Here is a 20754-nt window from a genome sequence, read left to right as displayed (position 1 = left end):
AATCAGAACATTTGGATGACATGCCATGGAACTCGGTCTCTACACTTTCGCCGACGTCAGCCCGGAGCCCGGCCCCGGCGCGATCGGCCCGCATCAGCGGCTGCGCAATCTGATCGAGGAGGTCGAGCTGGCTGACCAGGTTGGCCTCGACGTCTTTGGTCTGGGCGAACATCACCGCCCCGACTATGCCGCGTCCGCGCCGGTGGTGGCGCTGGCCGCTGCCGCCGAACGCACCAAGCGCATCAAGCTGACCAGCGCGGTCACCGTGCTGTCCTCCGACGATCCGGTTCGCGTCTTCCAGCAGTTCGCAACGCTCGACCTTTTGTCGGGCGGCCGGGCCGAGATCATGGCCGGGCGCGGTTCGTTCATCGAATCCTTCCCGCTGTTCGGCTACAATCTCGAGGACTATGACGAGCTGTTCGCCGAAAAGCTCGATTTGCTGCTGGCCATACGCGGCGGCGTCAAAGTTACCTGGTCCGGCAATCTGCGCGCGCCGATCAACGACCTCGGCGTCTATCCGCGGCCGCTACAGGACAAATTGCCGATCTGGATCGCAATAGGTGGAACGCCGCAATCTGCGGCGCGCGCGGGCGTGCTCGGTTTGCCGCTGGCACTGGCCATCATCGGCGGCGAGCCGGCGCGGTTTGCACCGCTGTTCGACATTTATCGCGATGCCGCAAGGCGGGCCGGTACCGACCCCTCGGGCCTTGCCACCAGCATCAATGTGCACGGCTTCATCGCCGGCACCACTGAACAGGCGGCCGACGATTTCTATGGCCCGCAGGCCGAAGTGATGAACCGCATCGGCCGCGAGCGCGGCTGGGGCCCGACCTCGCGGGCGCATTTCGATCAGTCGCGTGGTCCGAACGGCGCGCTATTCGTCGGCGATCCGGAGCAGGTGGCGGAAAAGATCGTCGCCCAGCACAAGATCTTCAACAATGACCGCTTCCTGCTGCAGATGGCGATCGGCGCCATGCCGCACGCCAAGATCATGAAGGCGATCGAACTGTACGGCACCAAGGTGGCGCCGATCGTACGCAAGGAGACCGCCAAGCCCGGCGTCGCCGTCGCAGCGCCAGCCGCCTGAGCGACGGGCGGCCCGGATTGAGGCCTTGCCGGCTAACGGAACCTTGGGCTTGCAGAGGCGTTTCCGTCAGGGGAAAGCACCAATTGCGGTGCGCCGCTGAGGGAAAATCATGAAAGCCGAACCCGCCGCTTTGGGTGCTGGCCTTGCCGAGACCGAAGAGGCGAGAGTTGTGGCGCGTGCCGACACGCATCTGATGCGTTCGCTGCTCATCGGGATCTTCCTGTTCATGGCCATCTACGCGCTGTATTTCGCGCGTGCTTTCTTCATGCCGGTCATCCTCGCCTTCCTGCTGACGCTGACGCTGACACCAATCGTGCGCTTCCTGCGCAAGCGCGGCATTCCGGAAGTGGTTTCGGCGACAATGTTGGTCGTGCTGTCGATCTGCGTCTTCGGCGTTGCCGGCTATCTGCTCAGCGGCCCGGTCATCGACCTTCTCAACAACACCTCGTCGATCGGCCAACAACTTACCGAACGGCTGGCGCAATTGCGGCGTCCGCTCGAGAGGATCATGCAGATCTCGCATCAGATCGAACAGATGACGGAGACCTCGCAGGAGCCGGGCATCCAGAAGGTGGCGATGGCGCAGTCCGGCGTCCTGTCGGCCGCCGCCAGCAACGTCCTGTCGGCGGGGACAAGCCTGACCATCATCTTCGTGCTGTCGCTGTTCCTGCTGGCGTCAGGCACGATGTTCTATGAGAAGATCATCCAGTCCTTCGCCAGCCTCAGTGAGAAGAAGCGGGCCTTGCGCGTCGTCTATGACGTCGAGCGCGAAATCTCGCATTATCTGCTCACCGTCACCGTCATCAATGCCGGTCTCGGCGCGGTTATCGGCCTTGGCCTGTGGGCGCTCGGCATGCCCAACCCGCTCGTCTGGGGAACGATGGCGGCGCTGCTCAACTTCCTGCCCTATGTCGGCGCGCTGATCACCATCGTGCTGGTCAGCGTCATTGCGATGATCAGCTTCGACTCGATCACCTACGCCCTTTTGGCGCCGGGCTTCGTGCTTTTGTGCGACATCGTCGAAGGCCAGTTCGTTACGCCGATGGTTGTCGGCCGACGCCTCGAGATCAACGCCGTGGCGATCTTCATCGCCATCGCCTTCTGGTCCTGGCTTTGGGGCTTTGTCGGCGCGCTGATGGCGGTGCCGCTGCTGGTCGTCGTCAAAGTGTTCTGCGATCATTTCGATGGCCTCAGCCATGTCGGCAATTTTCTCGCCGCACAGCAGACGGCCGTGGTGGAGGAGGAAGCGGCCGAAGAGAACGGAAAGGCCGCGCCATAAGCTTGCCGCGCCTGTCCGTCATCTCGCATTTGTTGTCTTCAGGCGGAGTGCCTATATCGAGCCGGTCAACCCGGACCCTGCGATGAACGATGCCTCCTTCGACCTCGATTCCTATTTCGACCGCATCGGCTATCGCGGCCCGATCGATGCTCCGCTCGGCACGCTGAGCGCGTCGCATCGCCAGCATCCGCAGGCGATCCCGTTCGAGAATTTGGACCCGCTGCTTGGCACCAGCTCGACATCCTCATTCCCGACCGCGCCTTCGAAACCAGGGTCAGGCAGTTGAACATCGTAAAGGCTTGAGGCCCATGACCGCACTTTCCGTTCTCGACCTGTCGCCGATCGTCGAAGGCAGCGACGCCTCGCAATCGCTGGCAAATTCGCTCGACCTGGCCCGCCATGCCGAGCGGCTCGGCTACAGGCGCTACTGGCTGGCCGAGCACCACAACATGCCGGGCATCGCCAGCGCGGCGACCGCCGTCGTCATCGCCCATGTCGCCGGCGGCACCAAGACCATCCGCGTCGGCGCCGGTGGCATCATGCTGCCCAACCATGCGCCGCTGGTGATTGCCGAGCAGTTCGGCACGCTGGCGGCACTGCACCCCGGCCGCATCGACCTCGGCCTCGGCCGCGCGCCCGGCACCGATATGGGAACAGCGCGCGCGCTGCGCCGCAATCTCGAGGCGTCAGACAATTTCCCCCAGGATGTCGTCGAGCTGATGGGCTATTTCCAGCCGGCCGCGGAAGGCCAGCGTATCCACGCCGTGCCCGGCGAAGGCCAGAAGGTGCCGGTCTGGATCCTCGGTTCCAGCCTCTATGGCGCGCAGCTCGCCGCCATGCTCGGCCTGCCCTATGCCTTCGCCTCGCATTTCGCGCCGGCCGAACTGGACCATGCGCTGGAGATCTACCGTTCGCGCTTCCAGCCTTCGGAACAGCTGGACAAGCCCTATGTCATGCTCGGCCTCAACGTTTTCGCCGCACCGACCGATGGAGAGGCAAAACTGCTGTTCACCTCGCTCCAGCAGGCCTTCGTCAATCTGCGCACCGGGCGGGCCGGCCGCCTGCCGCCGCCGGTCGAGGGCTATGACCAGACGCTCGAGCCGATGGCAAAAACCATGATTTCGCAGGCGCTGTCCTGCGCCGTCGTCGGCTCTCCCGAAACCGTCCGGCAAGGCATAGACGCGTTCGTGCGCCGCACCGGCGCAGACGAGCTGATGGTGACCGCGCAGATCTTCGACCATGCGGCACGCGTGCGCTCGTTCGAAATCCTGGCCGAGGCGCATAAATCGCTGTCGCAGGCCGCGTGACGCTTTTGCCTGTGTCTGCTGTGGGCAGGCGCCTTCCTCAGCCAGGAGCCGCCTCTCTCACGCATAGGTGACGTTTTCTTGTGGTTTCGAAGCCCTGACTGGGCGCTTCGCCGGGGGATCGCGCAGATCCTGGGGTTTTGAGCGCGGTTGGAGCACATCCGGGCCGCTGGGCGGCTGTTCAAAGGCGCCAAGTGCGGCGCGGTGGATGCCATGCGCAGAATGCTTGCGCCCGATGCCGCCTGTTCTTATATACGCGCCAAGCCGCCCAGTGCCGGAATGCCGGTTGCCGGAGCGGAATTTCTTGTGAACAGGGGCTTTCGTCGGAACGCCTTACGGGTCCTGAGAGCCTGCTTAGCGGAGAGACTAGAAAAATGGCAAAAGTAATCGGTATCGATCTCGGCACCACCAACTCCTGCATCGCCATCATGGATGGCAAGGAGCCCAAGGTCATTGAAAATGCGGAAGGCGCGCGCACGACGCCTTCCATCGTCGCCATCTCGGGCGACGGCGAACGTCTCGTCGGCCAGCCGGCCAAGCGCCAGGCGGTCACCAATCCTGAAAACACCATCTTCGCGGTCAAGCGCCTGATCGGCCGCCGCTATGACGACCCGGTGACGGAGAAGGACAAGAAGCTTGTCCCCTACAAGATCGTCAAGGGCGACAATGGCGATGCCTGGGTCGAGGCCGGCGGCAAGAAGCAGTCGCCCAGCCAGATCTCGGCCATGATCCTGCAGAAGATGAAGGAAACGGCGGAGGCCTATCTCGGCGAGAAGGTCGAGAAGGCGGTCATCACCGTTCCGGCCTATTTCAATGACGCCCAGCGCCAGGCCACCAAGGACGCCGGCAAGATCGCCGGCCTTGAGGTGCTGCGCATCATCAACGAGCCGACGGCTGCAGCACTTGCCTACGGCCTCGACAAGAAGGATGGCAAGACCATTGCCGTCTATGACCTTGGCGGCGGCACGTTCGACATTTCGGTGCTCGAAATCGGCGACGGCGTGTTCGAAGTGAAGTCGACCAATGGCGACACCTTCCTCGGCGGCGAGGATTTCGACATGCGTCTCGTCGAATACCTGGCGGCCGAGTTTAAGAAGGAACAGGGCATCGACCTGAAGAACGACAAGCTTGCGCTGCAGCGCCTCAAGGAGGCGGCTGAAAAGGCCAAGATCGAGCTGTCGTCGACGACGCAGACGGAAATCAACCTGCCCTTCATCACCGCCGACGCGACCGGCCCCAAGCACCTGACGCTGAAGCTGACCCGTGCCAAGTTCGAGCAGCTGGTCGACGATCTCGTCCAGCGCACCATCGAGCCCTGCAAGGCGGCGCTCAAGGATGCCGGGCTGAAGGCTGGCGAGATCGACGAAGTGGTCCTGGTCGGCGGCATGACCCGCATGCCCAAGATCCAGGAGATCGTGAAGCAGTTCTTCGGCAAGGAGCCGCACAAGGGCGTCAACCCGGATGAAGTCGTCGCTTTGGGCGCCGCCATCCAGGCCGGCGTGCTGCAGGGCGACGTGAAGGACGTGCTGCTGCTCGACGTGACGCCGCTGTCGCTCGGCATCGAGACGCTGGGTGGCGTGTTCACCCGCCTGATCGAACGCAACACGACCATCCCGACCAAGAAGAGCCAGGTGTTCTCGACCGCTGAAGACAGTCAGTCGGCCGTGACCATCCGCGTCTTCCAGGGCGAGCGTGAAATGGCTGCCGACAACAAGGCGCTCGGCCAGTTCGACCTGGTCGGCATTCCGCCGGCGCCGCGCGGCGTGCCGCAGATCGAGGTCACTTTCGACATCGACGCCAACGGCATCGTCAACGTTTCGGCCAAGGACAAGGGCACCGGCAAGGAGCACCAGATCCGCATCCAGGCCTCTGGTGGCCTTTCGGACGCCGACATCGAGAAGATGGTCAAGGACGCCGAAGCCAATGCCGAGACCGACAAGCAGCGGCGTGCTTTGGTCGAGGCCCGCAACCAGGCCGAGGCGCTGGTGCACTCCTCCGAGAAGTCGCTGAAGGAATATGGCGACAAGGTTTCGGAAACCGAGCGCACGGCGATATCGGAGGCTATCACGGCGCTGAAGGCTGCTGCCGAAGGCGACGATGCCGCCGACATCGAGGCCAAGTCGCAGACGCTTGCCGAAGCATCCATGAAGCTCGGCCAGGCCATGTACGAAGCTTCGCAGAAGGAAGCGGCGGAAGCCGACGCCAAGGCGGACGCGGCCAAGGATAGCGACGTGGTCGACGCCGATTTCGAGGAAATCGACGAAAACGACGAGAAGAAGAAGTCGGCCTGACCGGTTGACGGCAAATAAAGCGGAAAGCCCGGCGCAAAGCCGGGCTTTTTTGCAACCCTCGCTGAAAAAGTGCGGGCCTTGCCGAAAAAGTCACTGAAAAACACAGGCACAAGCGCGCCGGCCCTAGCATCCGGGCATCACCGCTCCTAAATCGAGACAACGTGCCGGCAAACGACGCAACATGCATCAAGACGTTGAGCATCCGGACTGCGGGAAAAGATGAAAGCTGATTTCTACGAGACGCTGGGCGTGCAAAAGGGCGCCGACGAGAAGGAGCTCAAGAGCGCTTTCCGCAAGCTCGCCATGCAGTTCCATCCCGACCGCAATCCCGGCGATCACTCCTGCGAGCACAAGTTCAAGGAAATCAACGAAGCCTACGAAACGCTGAAGGACCCGCAGAAGCGCGCGGCCTATGACCGTTTCGGTCACGCCGCCTTCGAGCAGGGCGGCATGAATGGCGGCGCGCAAGGTTTTGGCGCCGGCGGCTTCGCCGACATTTTCGAAGATATTTTCGGCGACATGATGGGCGGGCGCCAGCGCCGCTCGTCGGGCGGCCGCGAACGCGGCGCCGATTTGCGCTACAATATGGAAATCACGCTGGAAGAAGCGTTTGCCGGCAAGACCGCGCAAATCCGCGTGCCGGCCTCGATCTCATGCACGGAATGCTCCGGGACAGGCGCCAAGCCCGGCACCCAGCCGGTGACCTGCTCGATGTGCCATGGCCACGGCAAGGTACGAGCGACGCAAGGCTTCTTCTCGATCGAGCGTACCTGCCCGCAATGCCAAGGCCGCGGCCAGACGATCAAGGACCCGTGCCCGAAATGCGCCGGCCAGGGCCGCGTCACCGAGGAACGCTCGCTGTCGGTCAATATCCCGGCCGGCATCGAGGACGGCACCCGCATCCGGCTTGCCAATGAGGGCGAGGCGGGCCTGCGCGGCGGCCCATCGGGCGACCTCTATATTTTCCTGGCCGTGAAGCCGCATGAATTCTTCCAGCGCGACGGCGCCGATCTCTACTGCAAGGTGCCGATATCGATGACGACGGCCGCCCTTGGCGGCTCGTTCGAGGTGACGACGCTGGACGGCAGTCAGACCAAGGTGAAAGTGACCGAAGGCACGCAGAACGGCCGCCAGTTCCGCCTCAAGGGCAAGGGCATGCCGGTGCTGCGCCAGCCCAATGTCGGCGACCTCTATATCCAGACCGCGGTCGAAACGCCGCAAAACCTGTCGCGCCGCCAGCGCGAGCTGCTGGAAGAGTTCGAGCAGCTGTCGTCGAAGGACAATTCGCCCCAGTCGAGCGGCTTTTTCGCCCGCATGAAGGACTTTTTCGAATCCTTCGGCGAGCACTGAACCCAAACCAAGGCCGCCACGCTTCCCGAACGTCATCAACATCTTATGCCAGATCGCGCCTTGCCTTGGACCTGTTAGCTGCTAAGTAGCGTTCGGGGAGTGTTGAGGAGAACTTGCATGGCACGTGGTCCGGGATTGCGGAAGGCGCTGGCGGAAAAGTTCGACGACGAACTCAAATTCTTCAAAGGCTGGATCGACAAGCCGAAGTCGGTCGGTTCGATCGTGCCGACAAGCTCCGTCACCGCCCGCAAGATGGCTTCCATCGTCAATCCGAAGTCTGGCCTGCCGGTACTTGAAGTCGGCCCCGGCACAGGCGTCATCACGCGTGCAATCCTCGCCCAGGGCGTTAAGCCCGAAAACCTCTACGCGGTCGAATATTCCACCGATTTCGTGCGCCATCTGCGCCAGCTCTATCCCGGCGTCAACGTCATCGAGGGCGATGCCTTCAATCTCAACGCCACGCTTGGCGAGAAGAGCGGTATGGTTTTCGATTCCGTCGTCTCCGGCGTGCCGCTGCTAAATTTCCCGGTCGCACAGCGGATCGCCTATATTGAAAGCCTGTTAGACCGCATCCCGGTTGGACGGCCGATCGTGCAGCTGACCTATGGGCCGTTGTCGCCGATCCCGCCCGGCCGCGGCAATTACACGGTCAAGCATTTCGACTTCATCTTCCGCAACATCCCGCCGACGCAGCTGTGGATCTACCGGCGCGAAGCGCATTAGCTGGTATTGGGGGCGGGAGAAGTCTCTGGCGCCTTGTAGAGGATCGACGTCTCCCGAAGGAAGCTCGATTGAGGGTCGATCCACATCCTTGACTGTTATCCGCCTCGCAAACTCGTGGCGACCTCTCTGATCGCCGCGCACATGGCCCGCACGGCCGTTGCTTCGGCGCTGCTGGAGAACAGAAGCAGCAGAGGCCGACGCGCACGCGGCTCCAGAGGACGCCTCGCGACGGTTCGCTGCCAATCGGCCGGAAACGCCAGGCCTGGCGCAATCGACAAACCGCGCCCGGCCCCAACCAGAGCAAGCAGCGCCGCCATATCGCTCGCCGACAGGATGACAACTGGCGCAACGCCAAAATCCTGGAACAATTCGGCAAGCATTGGTCCGCAGCCGCCGCTCGACATGATGAATGGCTGGCCGTCGAGAGCGCGGATCGGAAATGACCCGCCTTGGACTGAGTTCTTTTGCGATGACGCCACAAAGAGTTCGTCGTCGACAAGTTCCTCGGCTTGGCAATTGCCGGCGATGTAGGACAGTCCAATATCGGCGGCACCGCGATCGACCCACTCCGCCACCTCGGTATCCGTGCCCAAGAGCAGTTCGACAGCAAGCTCCGGGTGCCGGACGGAAGTAATGTTCAACGCATATGGAGCAATCTTTACCGAGGCGCTGCTGACCAGCGCGAGCCGTACTCTGCCTTTGATGGAGTGTTCCCGTAGGCCGACAAGACGGCCTAAAGCATGCAAAGCGGCGCGCGCCGCGTCCAAAGCCGCCTCGCCGGTTGCGGTGAAAGCGACACCGCGCCGATCACGTATGACGAGGGGCGCGCCAACGATCTCCTCCAGCGCCTTCATTGCATGGCTTATGGCCGATTGAGAAAGACAGAGCCGCTCGGCGGTTTTGGTGAAGCTGCGCGTCTCGCTGAGCGATGTCAGGACGCGCAGCATCGTGATGTTGATATTAGCATTGTTCATGGCTGCCGAAATATCTTTCATTTCGCTCATATTAACGAGCGCTGTAGGTTTTGTGAAGGTGAGGGAAACGACCCTCGAAATCGGCGAGCGGCTTTCCTGGCTCTCCGGCATGCAGGCGTGCGGTACGACGAGACTGAAACTGGAGTATCGCATGAGCTACCTTCCGCAATTCCTGACCCTTGCTTCGGTCTTCCTGCTCGGCGCCATGAGCCCAGGACCCGATTTTGTAGCCGTGACTTCCCATGCGCTGATCAGCCGTCGCGCGGGGTTCCATGTGGCGCTTGGCATTGCCGCAGCGATCATGGTGTGGGCGGCTCTCGCGATTTGTGGCCTGGGCCTCGTACTGACGCAGATTGCATGGGCTCGCCTTGCCGTCCGGATCGCCGGTGCCGTGTATCTCGGTTACCTGGGCAGCAAGATCCTTTTGTCGGCTTGGCAGGCGCGGCCACCGCTGGTCGTCGGTGGCGCAGAGACTACGGCTCCTTGGCGAAGCGGATTCGTTGTCGGAATTACAAATCCGAAGACGGCCGCGTTCTTCGCGAGCCTGTTCATATCGGTATTGCCGATGCAGGCTCCGATCTGGGTCCAGGCAGTGTCGCTGGCCATAATCGGGCTGGTCGCGATGGCGTGGTTTGGGCTTGTCGCGCTAATGTTCTCCACAAGAAGGGTTCGGTCGGTATATGGCAGCGTCCGCAGGCCGATAGATGCCTTGCTCGGAGTTGCACTCATCGCGCTGAGTGCAAGAATTGCGGTCACCCACTAGCAATAGCCCAGCTGCTCGGCACACCTTCGCGCGCTTGCCCCCCCGATCGTTTCCGTTTTTTGAGCCAGTGCGTTGATTTGCGCAGCCTCTGGCTGTACCTGTCCGGGAACAAGAGTGGCCAATGGCTGTGATCGCGAAAATCCTCGTCTTTGCCGGCTCGGTGCGCAGCGGCGCCTTCAGCGGCAGGACCGCCGATGTGGCGCAGAAGGAGCTGGCTATGCAAGGCGCCGAGGTGACGCGCATTTCGCTGGCCGACTATCCGCTGCCGATCATCGACGAGGACCTCGAAAAGGAAAAAGGCGTTCCCGACAACGCCGTGAAGCTTGGCCGGCTGATCGCCGCCAATGACGGGCTGCTGATCGCGACGCCCGAATATAATGGCTCGATCCCGCCATTGCTCAAGAACACGATCGACTGGGTGAGCCGGGTGCGCCTGGATGGCGGCCGGCCGGTGAGGCCGCTTGTCGGCAAGGTCGCCGGCCTGTGCTCGTCTTCCAACGGACATTTCGCCGGGATCCGCTGCATCAACCATCTGCGCGCCGTGCTGGTGCGCTGCCAGCTGGAGATGGTGACGCCGGAATGCTCGGTATCCGATGGCGGCAATGCCTTCGACGGCGACGGCAATTTCAGGGATGATAGACTGACCAAATCGATGGAGCACCTATGCCGCACGCTGATCGAAACCTCGCGCATGCTGTCGACCCGGACCGGGGCATGATTTCCACAGCCATGCAGGCCCATACGATGAGAGACAGGCTGATCGTCGGCCTCGACGTGCCGACGGTGAAAGAGGCCGAACAGGCGGTGCGCGAACTCGACGGCGTCGTCTCCTTCTACAAGATCGGCTATCAGTTGGCCTTCGCCGGCGGGCTCGACTTCGCCAGGGAGTTGGCCAGCGGCGGCACGAAGATCTTCCTCGACATGAAGCTGCTCGACATAGACCACACCGTGGCGAAGGGTGTCGAGAACATCGTGCGCATGGGCATGACGATGCTGACCATCCATGCCTATCCCAAGGCGATGAAGGCAGCTGTGGAAGCGTCGCGCGGCAGCGACCTGTGCCTGCTGGCGGTCAGCGTGCTGACCTCGATGGACGAGCAGGACGTGATCGACGCCGGCTATGAATACGACCCGCACACGCTGGTGCTGAGGCGCGCCGAACAGGCGCTGCATGCAGGCATGGGCGGCGTCGTCTGCTCGGCCGAGGAGGCGGAAGCGGTGCGCCGCATCGTCGGACCCGACCTGGCGGTGGTGACGCCGGGGATACGGCCCAAGGGCAGCGACCATGGCGACCAGAAACGCGTGGTGACGCCCGGCCAGGCGATCCGCAACGGCTCCAGCCATCTTGTTGTGGGCCGGCCAATCGTGGCGGCAAGCGACAGGCGCGCGGCGGCGGAAGCCATACTGGAAGAGATGCGCGCCGCGTAACGAGGAGAAGAAAATGCCCAAGGGATACTGGGTAGCCCGCGTCGATGTGCGCGACGTCGAAGGCTACAAGGACTATGTCGCTGCCGCCAAGCTCGCTTTCGACCGTTTCGACGTGAAGTTCCTTGCCCGTGGCGGTGAGCATGAAAAGGCCGAGGGGCCTGGCCGCGCCCGCAATGTCATTATCGAGTTCGAATCGCTCAGCGCGGCGCACGATTGCTACCACTCGCCGGAGTACCAGCGCGCCGTCGCCATCCGTCAGAAAGTAGCCGATGGCGAGATCGTGCTGGTCGAGGGTATCTGACGCGCGAAGCTGCTCTGCTCAGTGCGGCGCTTCCTCCTGCGCCAGCACCTCCAGTTGATGGCGGTGCCCCGACAGCTCATAGCCGACAACGGTGACGGCCGGCGCTAGCGTGAGTAAGATGAGGCAGACCGCCATGTCGACGCCGGCAAGGGCGGCGATGATGGCAAGTGCGACGACCGCAGCCGTTCCCGCCAGCAGCCAGACATGGAGGGGATCGAAGCGCTGGACGAGATAATAATACAGCGCGTAGATCGCCCCCAGGAACACGCCTAGCGGAATGGCGACCGAGAGCAGGGTCGCTACCGGGCCGATATGGGCCTTGTGCTCGATTAAATAGGCCGCGACATGCAGCCCGGCGCCGGTGGCGACGATGGCCGCCACGATCAGCATCTGGCCATAGCCCCAGACAAAAGAGCGATTGCGGTGCTGGTGCAGCACCGTCCCCGAGGGCAGCATGTAATAGACCCACCACATGCCGAAGGTGAGACCCATTCCGGCAATGCCAATCAAGGCGGCATCGAGGTTCCAGCCCTGCTCCTCGACCACGGCCGACAGCGTCGCCAGCGTGCCGACCACCCTTCGCCCAGCGCGATGATGGCGAAGAGGCTGTAGCGCTCGGCGACGTGATGCGCGTGCCAGGGCGTGCCGCCATCCCGGCGTTCGGCGATGACCGGTCCGGCCAGCTCGATGAGAAGCAGGACCGCGCCGAAAGCCAGGCTCGTCGCCAGCGAGAAATCGACCAGGATCTGCACCACCCAGCCGATCTGGGCGATCGCGATGGCGATGGCATAGGTGAGACAGGCACGCCGCCGCCCAGGGTCCTGCCGCGCCGCGCGCAGCCATTGGAAGATCATGGCGACGCGCATGATGACGTAGCCCAGCACCATCACCGAATTGTTGAGGTGTTCGCCATGCTCGATCGAGGCGAACATGCGCGGCAGGCCGATGGCCAGCACCAGCACGCCGATCATCTGCACCATGGTGACGAGGCGGAAGATCCAATCGTCGGTGTCATAGGCGGAGGAAAACCAGGAGAAATTGATCCACGCCCAGCAGATCGCGAAGCTGGCAAAGCCGAAGCCGATCAGCGCCGCCGCGTAGTGGCCCTCGGCCAAGGCATGCGCCAGTTGCGACGAGGCAAGGCTGAAGGCGGTGACGAAGGTCAGATCGAACAGCAGCTCGAGCGGCGTGGCGACGCGATGCGCCTCATGCGGATCGCGCCCGGCCATGCGCCTTATGTGATGATGGAGGGAGCTTGCTGGTGTGCTCATCGCGCGGCCTTGCCTGAGGACTGTCCCGCGACACTAAAGGTGGAGCAAAAGCCGTCAAGGCGCGGTAGGTCGTGCCGGTCCCCGCGGCCTTTCAGATCGCCTGTCGGTTCAGTCGGTTCGCCGCCGTCTCGGCAACCGCATCGGCCAGCGTCATGCTCCATTGCAGCCGGCAATAGGCGCGGAAATCGAAGCAGGGCAGGCCGGGACAGACTTCGAACTCGATGAGGTGGGCATGATCGGTGGCCTCGACCCTGAAATCGATGGAAAACACGTCGCGCAGGCCAAGTCCGCTGACCAGCCGCTCGGCGATGCGGCGGATGGTTGCCGCGGCTGCCGGCTGGGTGTCGGCAACCGCCTCCAGCACCGGCTCGCTGTATAGTCCAGCCGCCTTGGCGGCCTCGCCGGTGTCGCCGTAAAGCGCCATCGAGTCCGCCATGGTCTGGAAATCGCCGCCGGAGTCGACGAACGCAATGCCGAGCGCTTCCGCCCCGGCATCCGTTTGCAGCCCAAGGAAGCTGGCGCGGACATTGCGACCGCCGACATAGGGCTGGACGACGACATCGTCGCGATAAGCGGCATAGACCCGCCGGCTAAGCTCCAGCGCATGGGCCAGGTCGTTGCAGCGTGAATCCGGCCAGATGCCTACCTTAGAGCCGAGCCGGTTCGGCTTGACGAACCAGCCGGCTTCCGAAGCTGGCGGGGCGGCCAGCCAGCGGCCGTCGCGGGCCAGGCCTGCCTGCGGCGCCGGCAGGCCGAGCGCGCAAAGCACGGCGCCGGAGCGGAACTTGTCCTGGCAAAGCGCGAACAGCGCATCGTCGGCTCCGATGGTTCTAAGCCCATTCAGCCTGGCAAGTGCGGGCGCTGCAGCACCGCGGAAATAGGCAATGCCGTCGGTCAGCGTCCAGACCAGCGTGGTTGCGGGATCGGCCTTCGCCAGCGCGCTTGCCGCATCGTCGAGTGCAACCGGCATAAAGGCGAGGCCGCGCCGCCCGCAAGCGGCGGTGATTTCATCGAATTCGGGCGCGAGATCGGTCGATTGCGCCAGATAGGACGAGATTTCCAAGGCACGCTCGGCGGGAAAGCCGTCGGCGACCAGCCGGTCGAGACAGGCCTTTTCCGGCTCATGGACGAGGATCAGGGTCGGGCGCGGCATGGATCAGGACCTTCGGTGGTGTTGTCCCACCATGGCATGGCCCCTGCTTCAGACTTGCGCGAAACCGACCGAGGCGGACGCCTGCGCGACAGCGCTCAGGCGATGACCACGCGCGGCTCGAAGCGGCCGTTGACGGGGATGTCGAGCAGGAAGGTCATGCCGGCCTGTGGGTCGAGCTTGCGCTGCTTGTCGTCCTTGCCTTTCCAGGCCGAGGTCACCGCCAGCCGATCGGCCTTGGCCCCGACAAAGGCCGGGCACGAGGACTGCCCCGCCGGCACGGCAATTTCGCGCAACAATGTGCCGTCCGGCGCATAAGCCTTCACTGCCTTGCCGCCCCAGACCGCGTTCCACAGCACGCCGTCACGGTCGACAACCGAGCCGTCGACATAGCCCCGCGACGAGCGATGGTCGACGAACACTTTCGACTCGCCGATCGGCAGGCCCGTCGCCGGATCGCAGGCGACGCGCATCAACAGGCCGGTCGAGGTATCGGTGTAGTAGGCGATCGTTCCATCCTGCGAGAAACAGATCGAGTTCGACACGGTGATGCCGGTGTAAAGCGTGCGCAGCTCGCCCTTGAAGAACCAGTAGATGGAGCCGGCGCCCTTCTCCTCACCCTTGCCCATCGTGCCGACCCAGAAGGCGCCGCACGGATGGACGCGCGAATCGTTGGAGCGGGTCAGCGCATTGTCGGCCTCGATGGCCGTATGCAGCGTCAGCTTGCCGGTCGAGACGTCGCGGACATGCAGGCCAGTCTCGGTGGCGATGAGCTGGCGATTGCCATCGACAATGGCGATGGCGCTGGCCATCTGGGCGAGCTCATGGACCTTCCGCGCGCCGGACGTGACACCCTGCTCCAGCAAAAGCCCGTTGACGATGTCGAACCAGAACAGCGTATCGGTGGCGGGATCGTAGCTCGGCCCCTCGCCGAGTTCGCAGACATGGTCCGAGAAAACCGAAACGTTGTCCATCATGCCGCTCCGCCGAAGGCCGCATCCCAGGCCATTACCGCCGCCCGGGCACGCGTGGCCACCTCGTCGACGCTCATGCCGGGTTTGAACAGGCTGGAGCCAAGACCGAAAGCGGTCACCCCAGCGGCTTTGTAGCCGGCAAAGTCTTTCTCGGAAACGCCGCCGACGGCGCCGACCACGGTATCGGCCGGCAGCACGGCCCGCATCGCCGAAATGCCGCTGGGCCCGAGCACGCTTGCCGGGAAGAATTTGAGCGCCGAAGCCCCAAGCCTAATCGCCTGAAAAGCTTCGGTGGGGGTGAACACGCCTGGCATCGTCACCATGCCATGGTGCATGGCGCGGGCCATGACGTCGGCATCGATGTTGGGGCTGACCAGCAGCCGCCCGCCGGCCTTGGCCAAGGTGTCGACATCGGCTGAAGTCAGCACCGTGCCGGCGCCGACCAGCGTCGTCTTGGGCAAAGCGGTGACAATGCTGGCGATCGATGAAAACGGCTCCGGCGAATTGAGCGGCACCTCGATGGCTTCGATGCCGGCGTCAAACAGCGCCTGGCCGATGGCAACCGCCTCGCTGGGTTTGAGGCCGCGCAGAATGGCGATAAGACCACGCTTGAGCTTCGGGAAGGGGGCGGTCTGGGTCACGCTGTCACTCCACTCTGGTGAGTCATTTGGCGATCATGCCATTTTCCCGCGCTGCCTCGATAAGGCCGGCACGCACCGCCTCGTCGGCGTCGACCGTCCTGACGGCAAGCCCTGCAAGGTCGAGCGCCTGGCTGTAGAGGGCTGCTAGCGACCCCGAGGCGACCAGCACGATTGCGGTGGTGCTTTCGCCATAGCGGCGGCCCGCCGAGGCGATCTCGCCGCCGATCAGCAGGCCGGACAGGCAAGCGGCGGCATCGTCGGCCTTGAGGTTCTGCAGCAGGCCGGCGGCGCGGATCGAGAACAGCCGCGAGGTGACATCGCCGCCCTCGGCCAAAGCCTTGCGGCACCATTCCTGGAAGAACGGATTGTCCGGAATGACCGGCTTCGGGCTCTCGCCCAGCGAATGGCGCAGGATCGAGTGAGTGGCCAGCACCGAAAACAGCTCGCCGGTCGGCCAGGTGCAGAAGCCGTCGACCGCGCCGTCTTCGACCAGAACCCATTTCGAATGGGTGCCGGGCATGCAGACGAGATGGCGACCTTTTGCCGGCAAACCGGCGCCGGCAAGCTGGGTTTCCTCGCCGCGCATTACGTCCGGCGCATCTTCCAGGCGCTGCGCCAGGCCAGGCACGATGCGGATGTCGCGGCGCTGGCCGGGAATGCGGGCGGCCCCCGCGAGGATGGCACTGAGCGGCGCCGGCACGGTGACGTAAGGCGCTTCCAGCCAACCCTGGCGCGAGCCGGCCATGCCGCAGATGATGACCGGCAGTGTGTCAGGTGCGCCGAGCGCCGCCAGATGGCCCTCGAGGATGGTCGAAAAGCCTTTTTGCTGCGCGGTGATCAACCCATCATCGCCGCGACGCTCGGCAAGCACCCCGCCCGCCTCGTCGACCAGCCAGACCCGCATGCGGGTCGTGCCCCAGTCGACGGCGGCGACTGCTGGCGTGCCTTTTGCCGGATTTTGATTCACCGGGCTCACAGGAAACCCCCGTCGACGATCAACATCTGCGCCGTCAGCATACGCGAGGCGTCGGAGGCCAGGAACAGCACCGTGCCGACGATGTCGTCGGGCTGCATGACCTGCTTGATGCATTGCTTGGCGACATGGGCGGCGAGCCTCTCCTCGGTGACCCAGAGTTCCCTTTGCCGGTCGGTGATCACCCAGCCCGGCGCAATCGCATTGACGCGGATGCCGTCGACTCCAAGCTTGCCCGCGAGACCTTTGGTGAGGCCGAGTATGCCGGCCTTGGCGGCGGTGTAGGCCGGCATATCGGGGTGGTTGATGAGATAGGAGGTTGAGGTGAAGTTGATGATCGAACCGCCGCCGGCCCGCTTCATGCCCGGCGCCACCGCCTGTGCGGTGAAGAAATGCGGGCGCAGATTGACGGCGAGATTGTTGTCCCAGAACTCGACGGTGACGTCGGCGACATCGTGGCGTTCGTCCCAGGCGGCATTGTTGACCAGCACGGTGACGTCGCCATGCGCCTCAGCCGCTTTTGCGGCCGAAGTGCGCAACGCTTCGACGTCGCGCAAATCGGTCTTAAGGTAGAGCGGTCGCCGGCCAAGTTCTTTTTCGACGCGGTCGGCAAGCAGCGTGCTTGGGCCATCGGCGATGTCGATGAAGGCGACATGGGCGCCCTGGCGAACGAAGCCCTCGGTCAGTGCCGCGCCAATTCCGGAACCGCCGCCGGTGATCAGCACCGAGGCTCCCCTGAGGTCGGCAAAATCCGCCGATGGCATCATATCTTCATCTCCCGGTCCGGTCGGCGCGCATCCTATCCAGCCAAGTCCGGGGAGCAAGGGCGAAAACGGCGATTTGATTGGCTTATGTCAGACAAAAGGCCGCAAGATGGCGGCCACAGTCGATCTTGGCTCGCGCCGCTGACTTGCTCGACGCAGGCCAGACCGCCGGTCAGACTGCCTTGGCGTAGAGGGCGCCGCGATAGGAATCGCGGAGGTAGCCGAGCGTGGCGTCGGCATCGACCGGTTTGCCGAAGAGATAGCCCTGGCCGCCGGCGCAGCCGAACTGAACGAGGCGGTCGGCCTGCGCCTCCTCCTCGATGCCTTCGGCGACGACATCCATGCCGAGCCCTTCGCACATGGCCAGAATGGCGCGGATGATGTGTTCCGACGGTCGGTCGTCGAGGATCGAGGAGACGAAGGCGCGGTCGATCTTGAGCTTGTCGAAATGGAATTCGCGCAAGCGGCCGAGCGAGGACTGGCCGGTGCCGAAATCGTCGAGCGAGACTCGGATGCCGACGCGACGCAGGTCCTCGACGATCTTCTCGGCCGAGGCCGGATCGTTCATCAGGCCGGTTTCGGTGATCTCGATCTCCAGCCGTCGCGGATCGAAGCCGGTGCGGTCGAGGATCGACAATATGTGCAGGCCGGTGTTCTGGTCGACGAGCTGCGAGGGCGACAGGTTGAAGGACAGGAACAGGTCCTTCGGCCAGCTGCGCGCCGCTTCGGCCGCCTTGCGCAGCACCAGCTGCGACAGCGGGCCGATGATGCCGCGCTCTTCGGCGATCGGGATGAACACGGTCGGCGGGACGACGCCGAGGTCGCGATCGGTCCAGCGCGCCAGCGTCTCGAAGCCGATGGTGCGGCGGGTGGTCAGATCGACGATGGGCTGGAAATGCGGCTCGACCTCACCGGCCGAGACGGCGCGGCGCAGCGCCTGTTCGATGCGGGTGACGCGCTTGGCCGCCTCTTCCATTTCGCGGGTGTAGACGACGACGCGGCCACGGCCCGAACGCTTGGCGTGGTAGAGCGCCGTTTCGGCCTTGTTGACGAGGATTTCCGTGGTTTCGTCGCCGGAATAAAAGAGCGAGCAGCCGACCGAGGCCGAAAGCCTGGCGGTGCGTTCGCCGACATCGTAGGGCGCCGACAGGATTTCGATCATCATGCGCGACTTCTCGGCCGCCGCCTCCTCCGAGAACACCATCGGGTAGAGGAAGGCGAATTCGTCGGCGCCGATGCGGCAGACAGTAGAGTGGCTGTCCATCGAGGCGCGCAGCCGCATCGCCACCTGGATCAATATGTCGTCGCCGGCCTTGTGGCCGAACAGATCGTTGATCGGCTTGAAGCCGTCGAGGTCGAGAATGCCGACCGTGAACGGCGCGGGATCGTCTGCACGGTCGCTGATCAGGCGATCGACCTTGTCGAAGAAGCGGCGATGGTTGCCAAGCCCGGTCAGCGCATCGGTGAACGCCAGATCCGAGTTTTCCCTGCTTGCCTGCCCGGTGCCAAACGTCGTTTGCATCGGTATCCCTGTTTGTGACGCCCGAAATTTAGGCTGAGACTGGCAGCAAAGCGTTTAGGAAGCGTATCGCGAAATCGATTTTTCGCTGGCGAATGATGCTTTAGCGGACGCGGTAGAGTTCGACCGGGGTTCCGCGCGTTTCGGCCACCGGTTCGAGCCAATCGGGGACGCTTCCCTGCATCAGCCTGGCCAGGAAGCCTTGCGGCGCCTTGGCGGCAAGCATCTTGCTTTCGGCGCTGCCGCGGCAGAGCGCCATCAGGCCGACGTGGTGAGCCGCCGCGATCGTCCTCGCCTGGTCCGCCGATCCGAGGAAGGCATCGAGCGCAAGCAGGTCGCCGGCGATGTTGCGATGATAGGGGCCGGCAAAGACGCGGTGCCCGGAATAGGCCAGGATGGGCGAGCCGAGATTGGAAATGGCAAGCACCGTGGTGTCCGGCAGCCGGGCCAACGCCGCGAAGGAGGCCTTGCGCTCGCAGGACGGATCGCTGTCGGTGTCCTGTGCCTCGACCGAGACCTTGTTGGCCTCGAACACGCTCGACGTCGCGGCGGCAGCGCCGGCCCAGACGGCATTCACCGACACCACCCAGACCGCCGCCATGCGCAGCGATACGCTGCGCGCAGGGCTGATCCTCGCCCGTTCGCGCCAGCTTGCGATCCAGGCCGACAGCGGGATGACGGCAAAGGCGATCGAGAATGTCGAGCCGCGGACCTGCCAGGCGCTGACGATGAAGGCGCCGACCAGCAAGGCGCCGACGAGGCTGTCCTGGCGGCGCCATGGTCCGCGCAGGCGAAGCGCCATCAGCGCGATCGCCACCAGCGGCGTGACATAGCGCGCCGCCAGCGAGGCCGGCTCGCTGGCGGCAATACTGAACAGCGACTGCGCCTCGTCGATGTGATCGAGCCACAATTCCTTGAGGCGCGGATCGAGAGTTGCGTAGGGAGCCGCAAGGCATTGCGGAAACAGCGCCGCGACAACGGCGCCCAGCACAAGCGCGAGCAGGCCGAGCGAAATCAGGCGGCGTCCGGCCGTGCCGTTGGACACCTTGAGCGACGTCACGGCGGCAAGGCCCAGTCCGGCGATTGCCGCGACGACGAATTGTACGGCCGAGAAGGCATCGCACTGCGCCTGGCCCCAGGCCGATGGCGGGATGGTGCTGACGAAGACCAGGGCTGAAACGCCGGCAAAGCCGAGACCGAAATCCCTGGCGATCCGGCGTTCGCCGCCGGGATCGACGACGAACAGCAAAGCGATGCAGGCGCCGATGGTGGCGACATAGGGCGCGGTTTCCATGCCGACGGCCAGCGTCAGGGCCGCACACAGCCCGGAAATCAGCGCCGCCCAGCGACGCGCCGGCGCCTCGAGCAGCAGGCTGAGGCTGGCCATGGTCAGCGTCAGCTGGACATTGTGATGATCGAGCGCACCCGGCAAGAAAATGCCGATGAAATGCAGCGCCGCCGCGCCGATAACGACCGCCGGCAGCACCGCGCCGACGCCGGCGAAGCTGCGCGCCGCACGGGCGAGGAAGAACACCGCCAGGCAAAACAGCAGCGCCGGCCACAGCACCTGCGCGATCGCTTCGGCCATGGCCATGCTGCCGGTCAGCGCCGAGGCGGCGAGGATGATGGCGGCGAGCGGTGCGTCGACCAGCCGCGACCAGTGCATGACGAAACCGCCTTCCGGCCCCATCCTGTACTGATGCAGGTCGAACCAGCCCTGGCCGGCCAGCATGTCGCGAACCTCGACCAGCCGCAGCAGGCTGTCATTGTCGCCGCCGGCATTGCTCAATTCGCGAAAGCCCGTGGCGGCATTGACAGCCAGCACCACCAGCATGGCAAGCAGCGCCAGCGTCATATCGGACTTCCAGGAGGAAGCACCCGCCTTGGCTGCGTTCATCATCATGACCTTCGTCGGAAAGACTGCGGCCTTAAACCTAGCCTTAACAGCTTCAATAAATAGTA

General features: G+C 64.0%; 21 protein-coding genes. 11 read left to right on the top strand and 10 right to left on the bottom strand.

All coding sequences use genetic code 11. The features are described from left to right. The first annotated feature begins 25 nt into the window (after window positions 1-25). From NKH54_RS21195 to pmtA, 7 genes are all read left to right on the top strand, one after another. Entirely contained in the window at window positions 26-1087 is a 1062-nt protein-coding gene (locus NKH54_RS21195) for an LLM class flavin-dependent oxidoreductase (RefSeq protein ID WP_023732768.1), read from the top strand. Window positions 1088-1196: 109 nt separating this feature from the next. Beyond that, a complete protein-coding gene (locus NKH54_RS21190) occupies window positions 1197-2366 on the top strand; it encodes an AI-2E family transporter (RefSeq protein ID WP_023681324.1) in 1170 nt (389 codons plus the stop codon). An 82-nt stretch (window positions 2367-2448) separates the two neighbouring features. After that, the gene (locus NKH54_RS21185) at window positions 2449-2652 is read left to right on the top strand and encodes an arylamine N-acetyltransferase (RefSeq protein WP_023687482.1); all 204 of its coding nucleotides are present in this window, start codon (window positions 2449-2451) and stop codon (window positions 2650-2652) included. 22 nt (window positions 2653-2674) lie between these two features. Then, window positions 2675-3673 carry an LLM class flavin-dependent oxidoreductase gene (locus NKH54_RS21180; RefSeq protein WP_023673201.1) on the top strand — a complete coding sequence of 333 codons (999 nt, stop codon included), beginning with the start codon at window positions 2675-2677 and terminating at the stop codon, window positions 3671-3673. Between the two features lie 371 nt (window positions 3674-4044). Beyond that, window positions 4045-5961, top strand: coding sequence for a molecular chaperone DnaK (gene dnaK / locus NKH54_RS21175; RefSeq protein WP_023673200.1), 1917 nt, complete (start codon window positions 4045-4047; stop codon window positions 5959-5961). 219 nt (window positions 5962-6180) lie between these two features. Next, window positions 6181-7311: a molecular chaperone DnaJ gene (gene dnaJ, locus NKH54_RS21170; protein WP_023681322.1), complete on the top strand. Its 1131-nt coding sequence runs from the start codon at window positions 6181-6183 to the stop codon at window positions 7309-7311. A gap of 117 nt (window positions 7312-7428) precedes the next feature. Next, a complete protein-coding gene (pmtA, locus tag NKH54_RS21165; RefSeq protein ID WP_023681321.1) occupies window positions 7429-8034 on the top strand; it encodes a phospholipid N-methyltransferase PmtA in 606 nt (201 codons plus the stop codon). 95 nt (window positions 8035-8129) lie between these two features. On the opposite strand, the gene NKH54_RS21160 is transcribed toward pmtA, so the two are convergent. Then, window positions 8130-9029, bottom strand: coding sequence for a LysR family transcriptional regulator (locus NKH54_RS21160; RefSeq protein WP_353028824.1), 900 nt, complete (start codon window positions 9027-9029; stop codon window positions 8130-8132). On the opposite strand from NKH54_RS21160, the gene NKH54_RS21155 reads away from it, so the two are divergent. The 4 genes from NKH54_RS21155 to NKH54_RS21140 all read left to right on the top strand — a co-directional run bounded on the left by NKH54_RS21155 (window position 9007) and on the right by NKH54_RS21140 (window position 11500). Continuing rightward, entirely contained in the window at window positions 9007-9771 is a 765-nt protein-coding gene (locus tag NKH54_RS21155; RefSeq protein WP_353028823.1) for a LysE family translocator, read from the top strand. The genes NKH54_RS21160 and NKH54_RS21155 overlap by 23 nt on opposite strands. Window positions 9772-9892: 121 nt before the next feature. Then, window positions 9893-10489: an NADPH-dependent FMN reductase gene (locus tag NKH54_RS21150; protein WP_023687487.1), complete on the top strand. Its 597-nt coding sequence runs from the start codon at window positions 9893-9895 to the stop codon at window positions 10487-10489. Then, entirely contained in the window at window positions 10486-11199 is a 714-nt protein-coding gene (pyrF, locus tag NKH54_RS21145) for an orotidine-5'-phosphate decarboxylase (RefSeq protein WP_023687488.1), read from the top strand. Before NKH54_RS21150 ends, pyrF begins: the two co-directional genes overlap by 4 nt. Before the next feature lie 13 nt (window positions 11200-11212). Continuing rightward, window positions 11213-11500 (top strand): DUF1330 domain-containing protein, encoded by a 288-nt coding sequence (locus NKH54_RS21140; protein ID WP_023692990.1) that lies wholly within the window; start codon window positions 11213-11215, stop codon window positions 11498-11500. A gap of 18 nt (window positions 11501-11518) precedes the next feature. Here NKH54_RS21140 and NKH54_RS21135 read toward each other — a convergent pair whose 3' ends face one another. From NKH54_RS21135 to NKH54_RS21095, 9 genes are all read right to left on the bottom strand, one after another. After that, entirely contained in the window at window positions 11519-12076 is a 558-nt protein-coding gene (locus NKH54_RS21135) for a low temperature requirement protein A (RefSeq protein WP_353028822.1), read from the bottom strand. Continuing rightward, window positions 12007-12771 (bottom strand): low temperature requirement protein A, encoded by a 765-nt coding sequence (locus NKH54_RS21130; RefSeq protein WP_353028821.1) that lies wholly within the window; start codon window positions 12769-12771, stop codon window positions 12007-12009. The genes NKH54_RS21135 and NKH54_RS21130 overlap by 70 nt, the downstream gene beginning before the upstream one ends. Window positions 12772-12862: 91 nt before the next feature. Further along, on the bottom strand, window positions 12863-13924 hold the full coding sequence (locus tag NKH54_RS21125; RefSeq protein WP_352764744.1) for a D-alanine--D-alanine ligase family protein: 1062 nt from the start codon (window positions 13922-13924) through the stop codon (window positions 12863-12865). A 95-nt stretch (window positions 13925-14019) separates the two neighbouring features. Next, window positions 14020-14895, bottom strand: a complete 876-nt coding sequence (locus tag NKH54_RS21120; protein ID WP_353028820.1) for an SMP-30/gluconolactonase/LRE family protein — start codon at window positions 14893-14895, stop codon at window positions 14020-14022. Beyond that, the gene (locus NKH54_RS21115) at window positions 14895-15536 is read right to left on the bottom strand and encodes a 2-dehydro-3-deoxy-6-phosphogalactonate aldolase (protein ID WP_353028819.1); all 642 of its coding nucleotides are present in this window, start codon (window positions 15534-15536) and stop codon (window positions 14895-14897) included. The genes NKH54_RS21120 and NKH54_RS21115 overlap by 1 nt, the downstream gene beginning before the upstream one ends. Before the next feature lie 22 nt (window positions 15537-15558). Next, window positions 15559-16503 carry a 2-dehydro-3-deoxygalactonokinase gene (locus tag NKH54_RS21110; RefSeq protein ID WP_353028861.1) on the bottom strand — a complete coding sequence of 315 codons (945 nt, stop codon included), beginning with the start codon at window positions 16501-16503 and terminating at the stop codon, window positions 15559-15561. Window positions 16504-16508: 5 nt separating this feature from the next. Then, window positions 16509-17276, bottom strand: a complete 768-nt coding sequence (locus NKH54_RS21105; protein ID WP_353028818.1) for an SDR family NAD(P)-dependent oxidoreductase — start codon at window positions 17274-17276, stop codon at window positions 16509-16511. A 169-nt stretch (window positions 17277-17445) separates the two neighbouring features. Continuing rightward, window positions 17446-18795 (bottom strand): putative bifunctional diguanylate cyclase/phosphodiesterase, encoded by a 1350-nt coding sequence (locus NKH54_RS21100; RefSeq protein ID WP_023673185.1) that lies wholly within the window; start codon window positions 18793-18795, stop codon window positions 17446-17448. Between the two features lie 100 nt (window positions 18796-18895). Next, window positions 18896-20692, bottom strand: a complete 1797-nt coding sequence (locus tag NKH54_RS21095; RefSeq protein WP_352710555.1) for a GtrA family protein — start codon at window positions 20690-20692, stop codon at window positions 18896-18898. Window positions 20693-20754: the final 62 nt, after the last annotated feature.

This window comes from Mesorhizobium sp. M1004 (assembly GCF_040318795.1).
GTDB lineage: Bacteria > Pseudomonadota > Alphaproteobacteria > Rhizobiales > Rhizobiaceae > Mesorhizobium.
The sequence above is the reverse complement of the archived record's forward strand: the minus strand, read 5'-3'. Positions and strand labels throughout refer to the sequence as shown.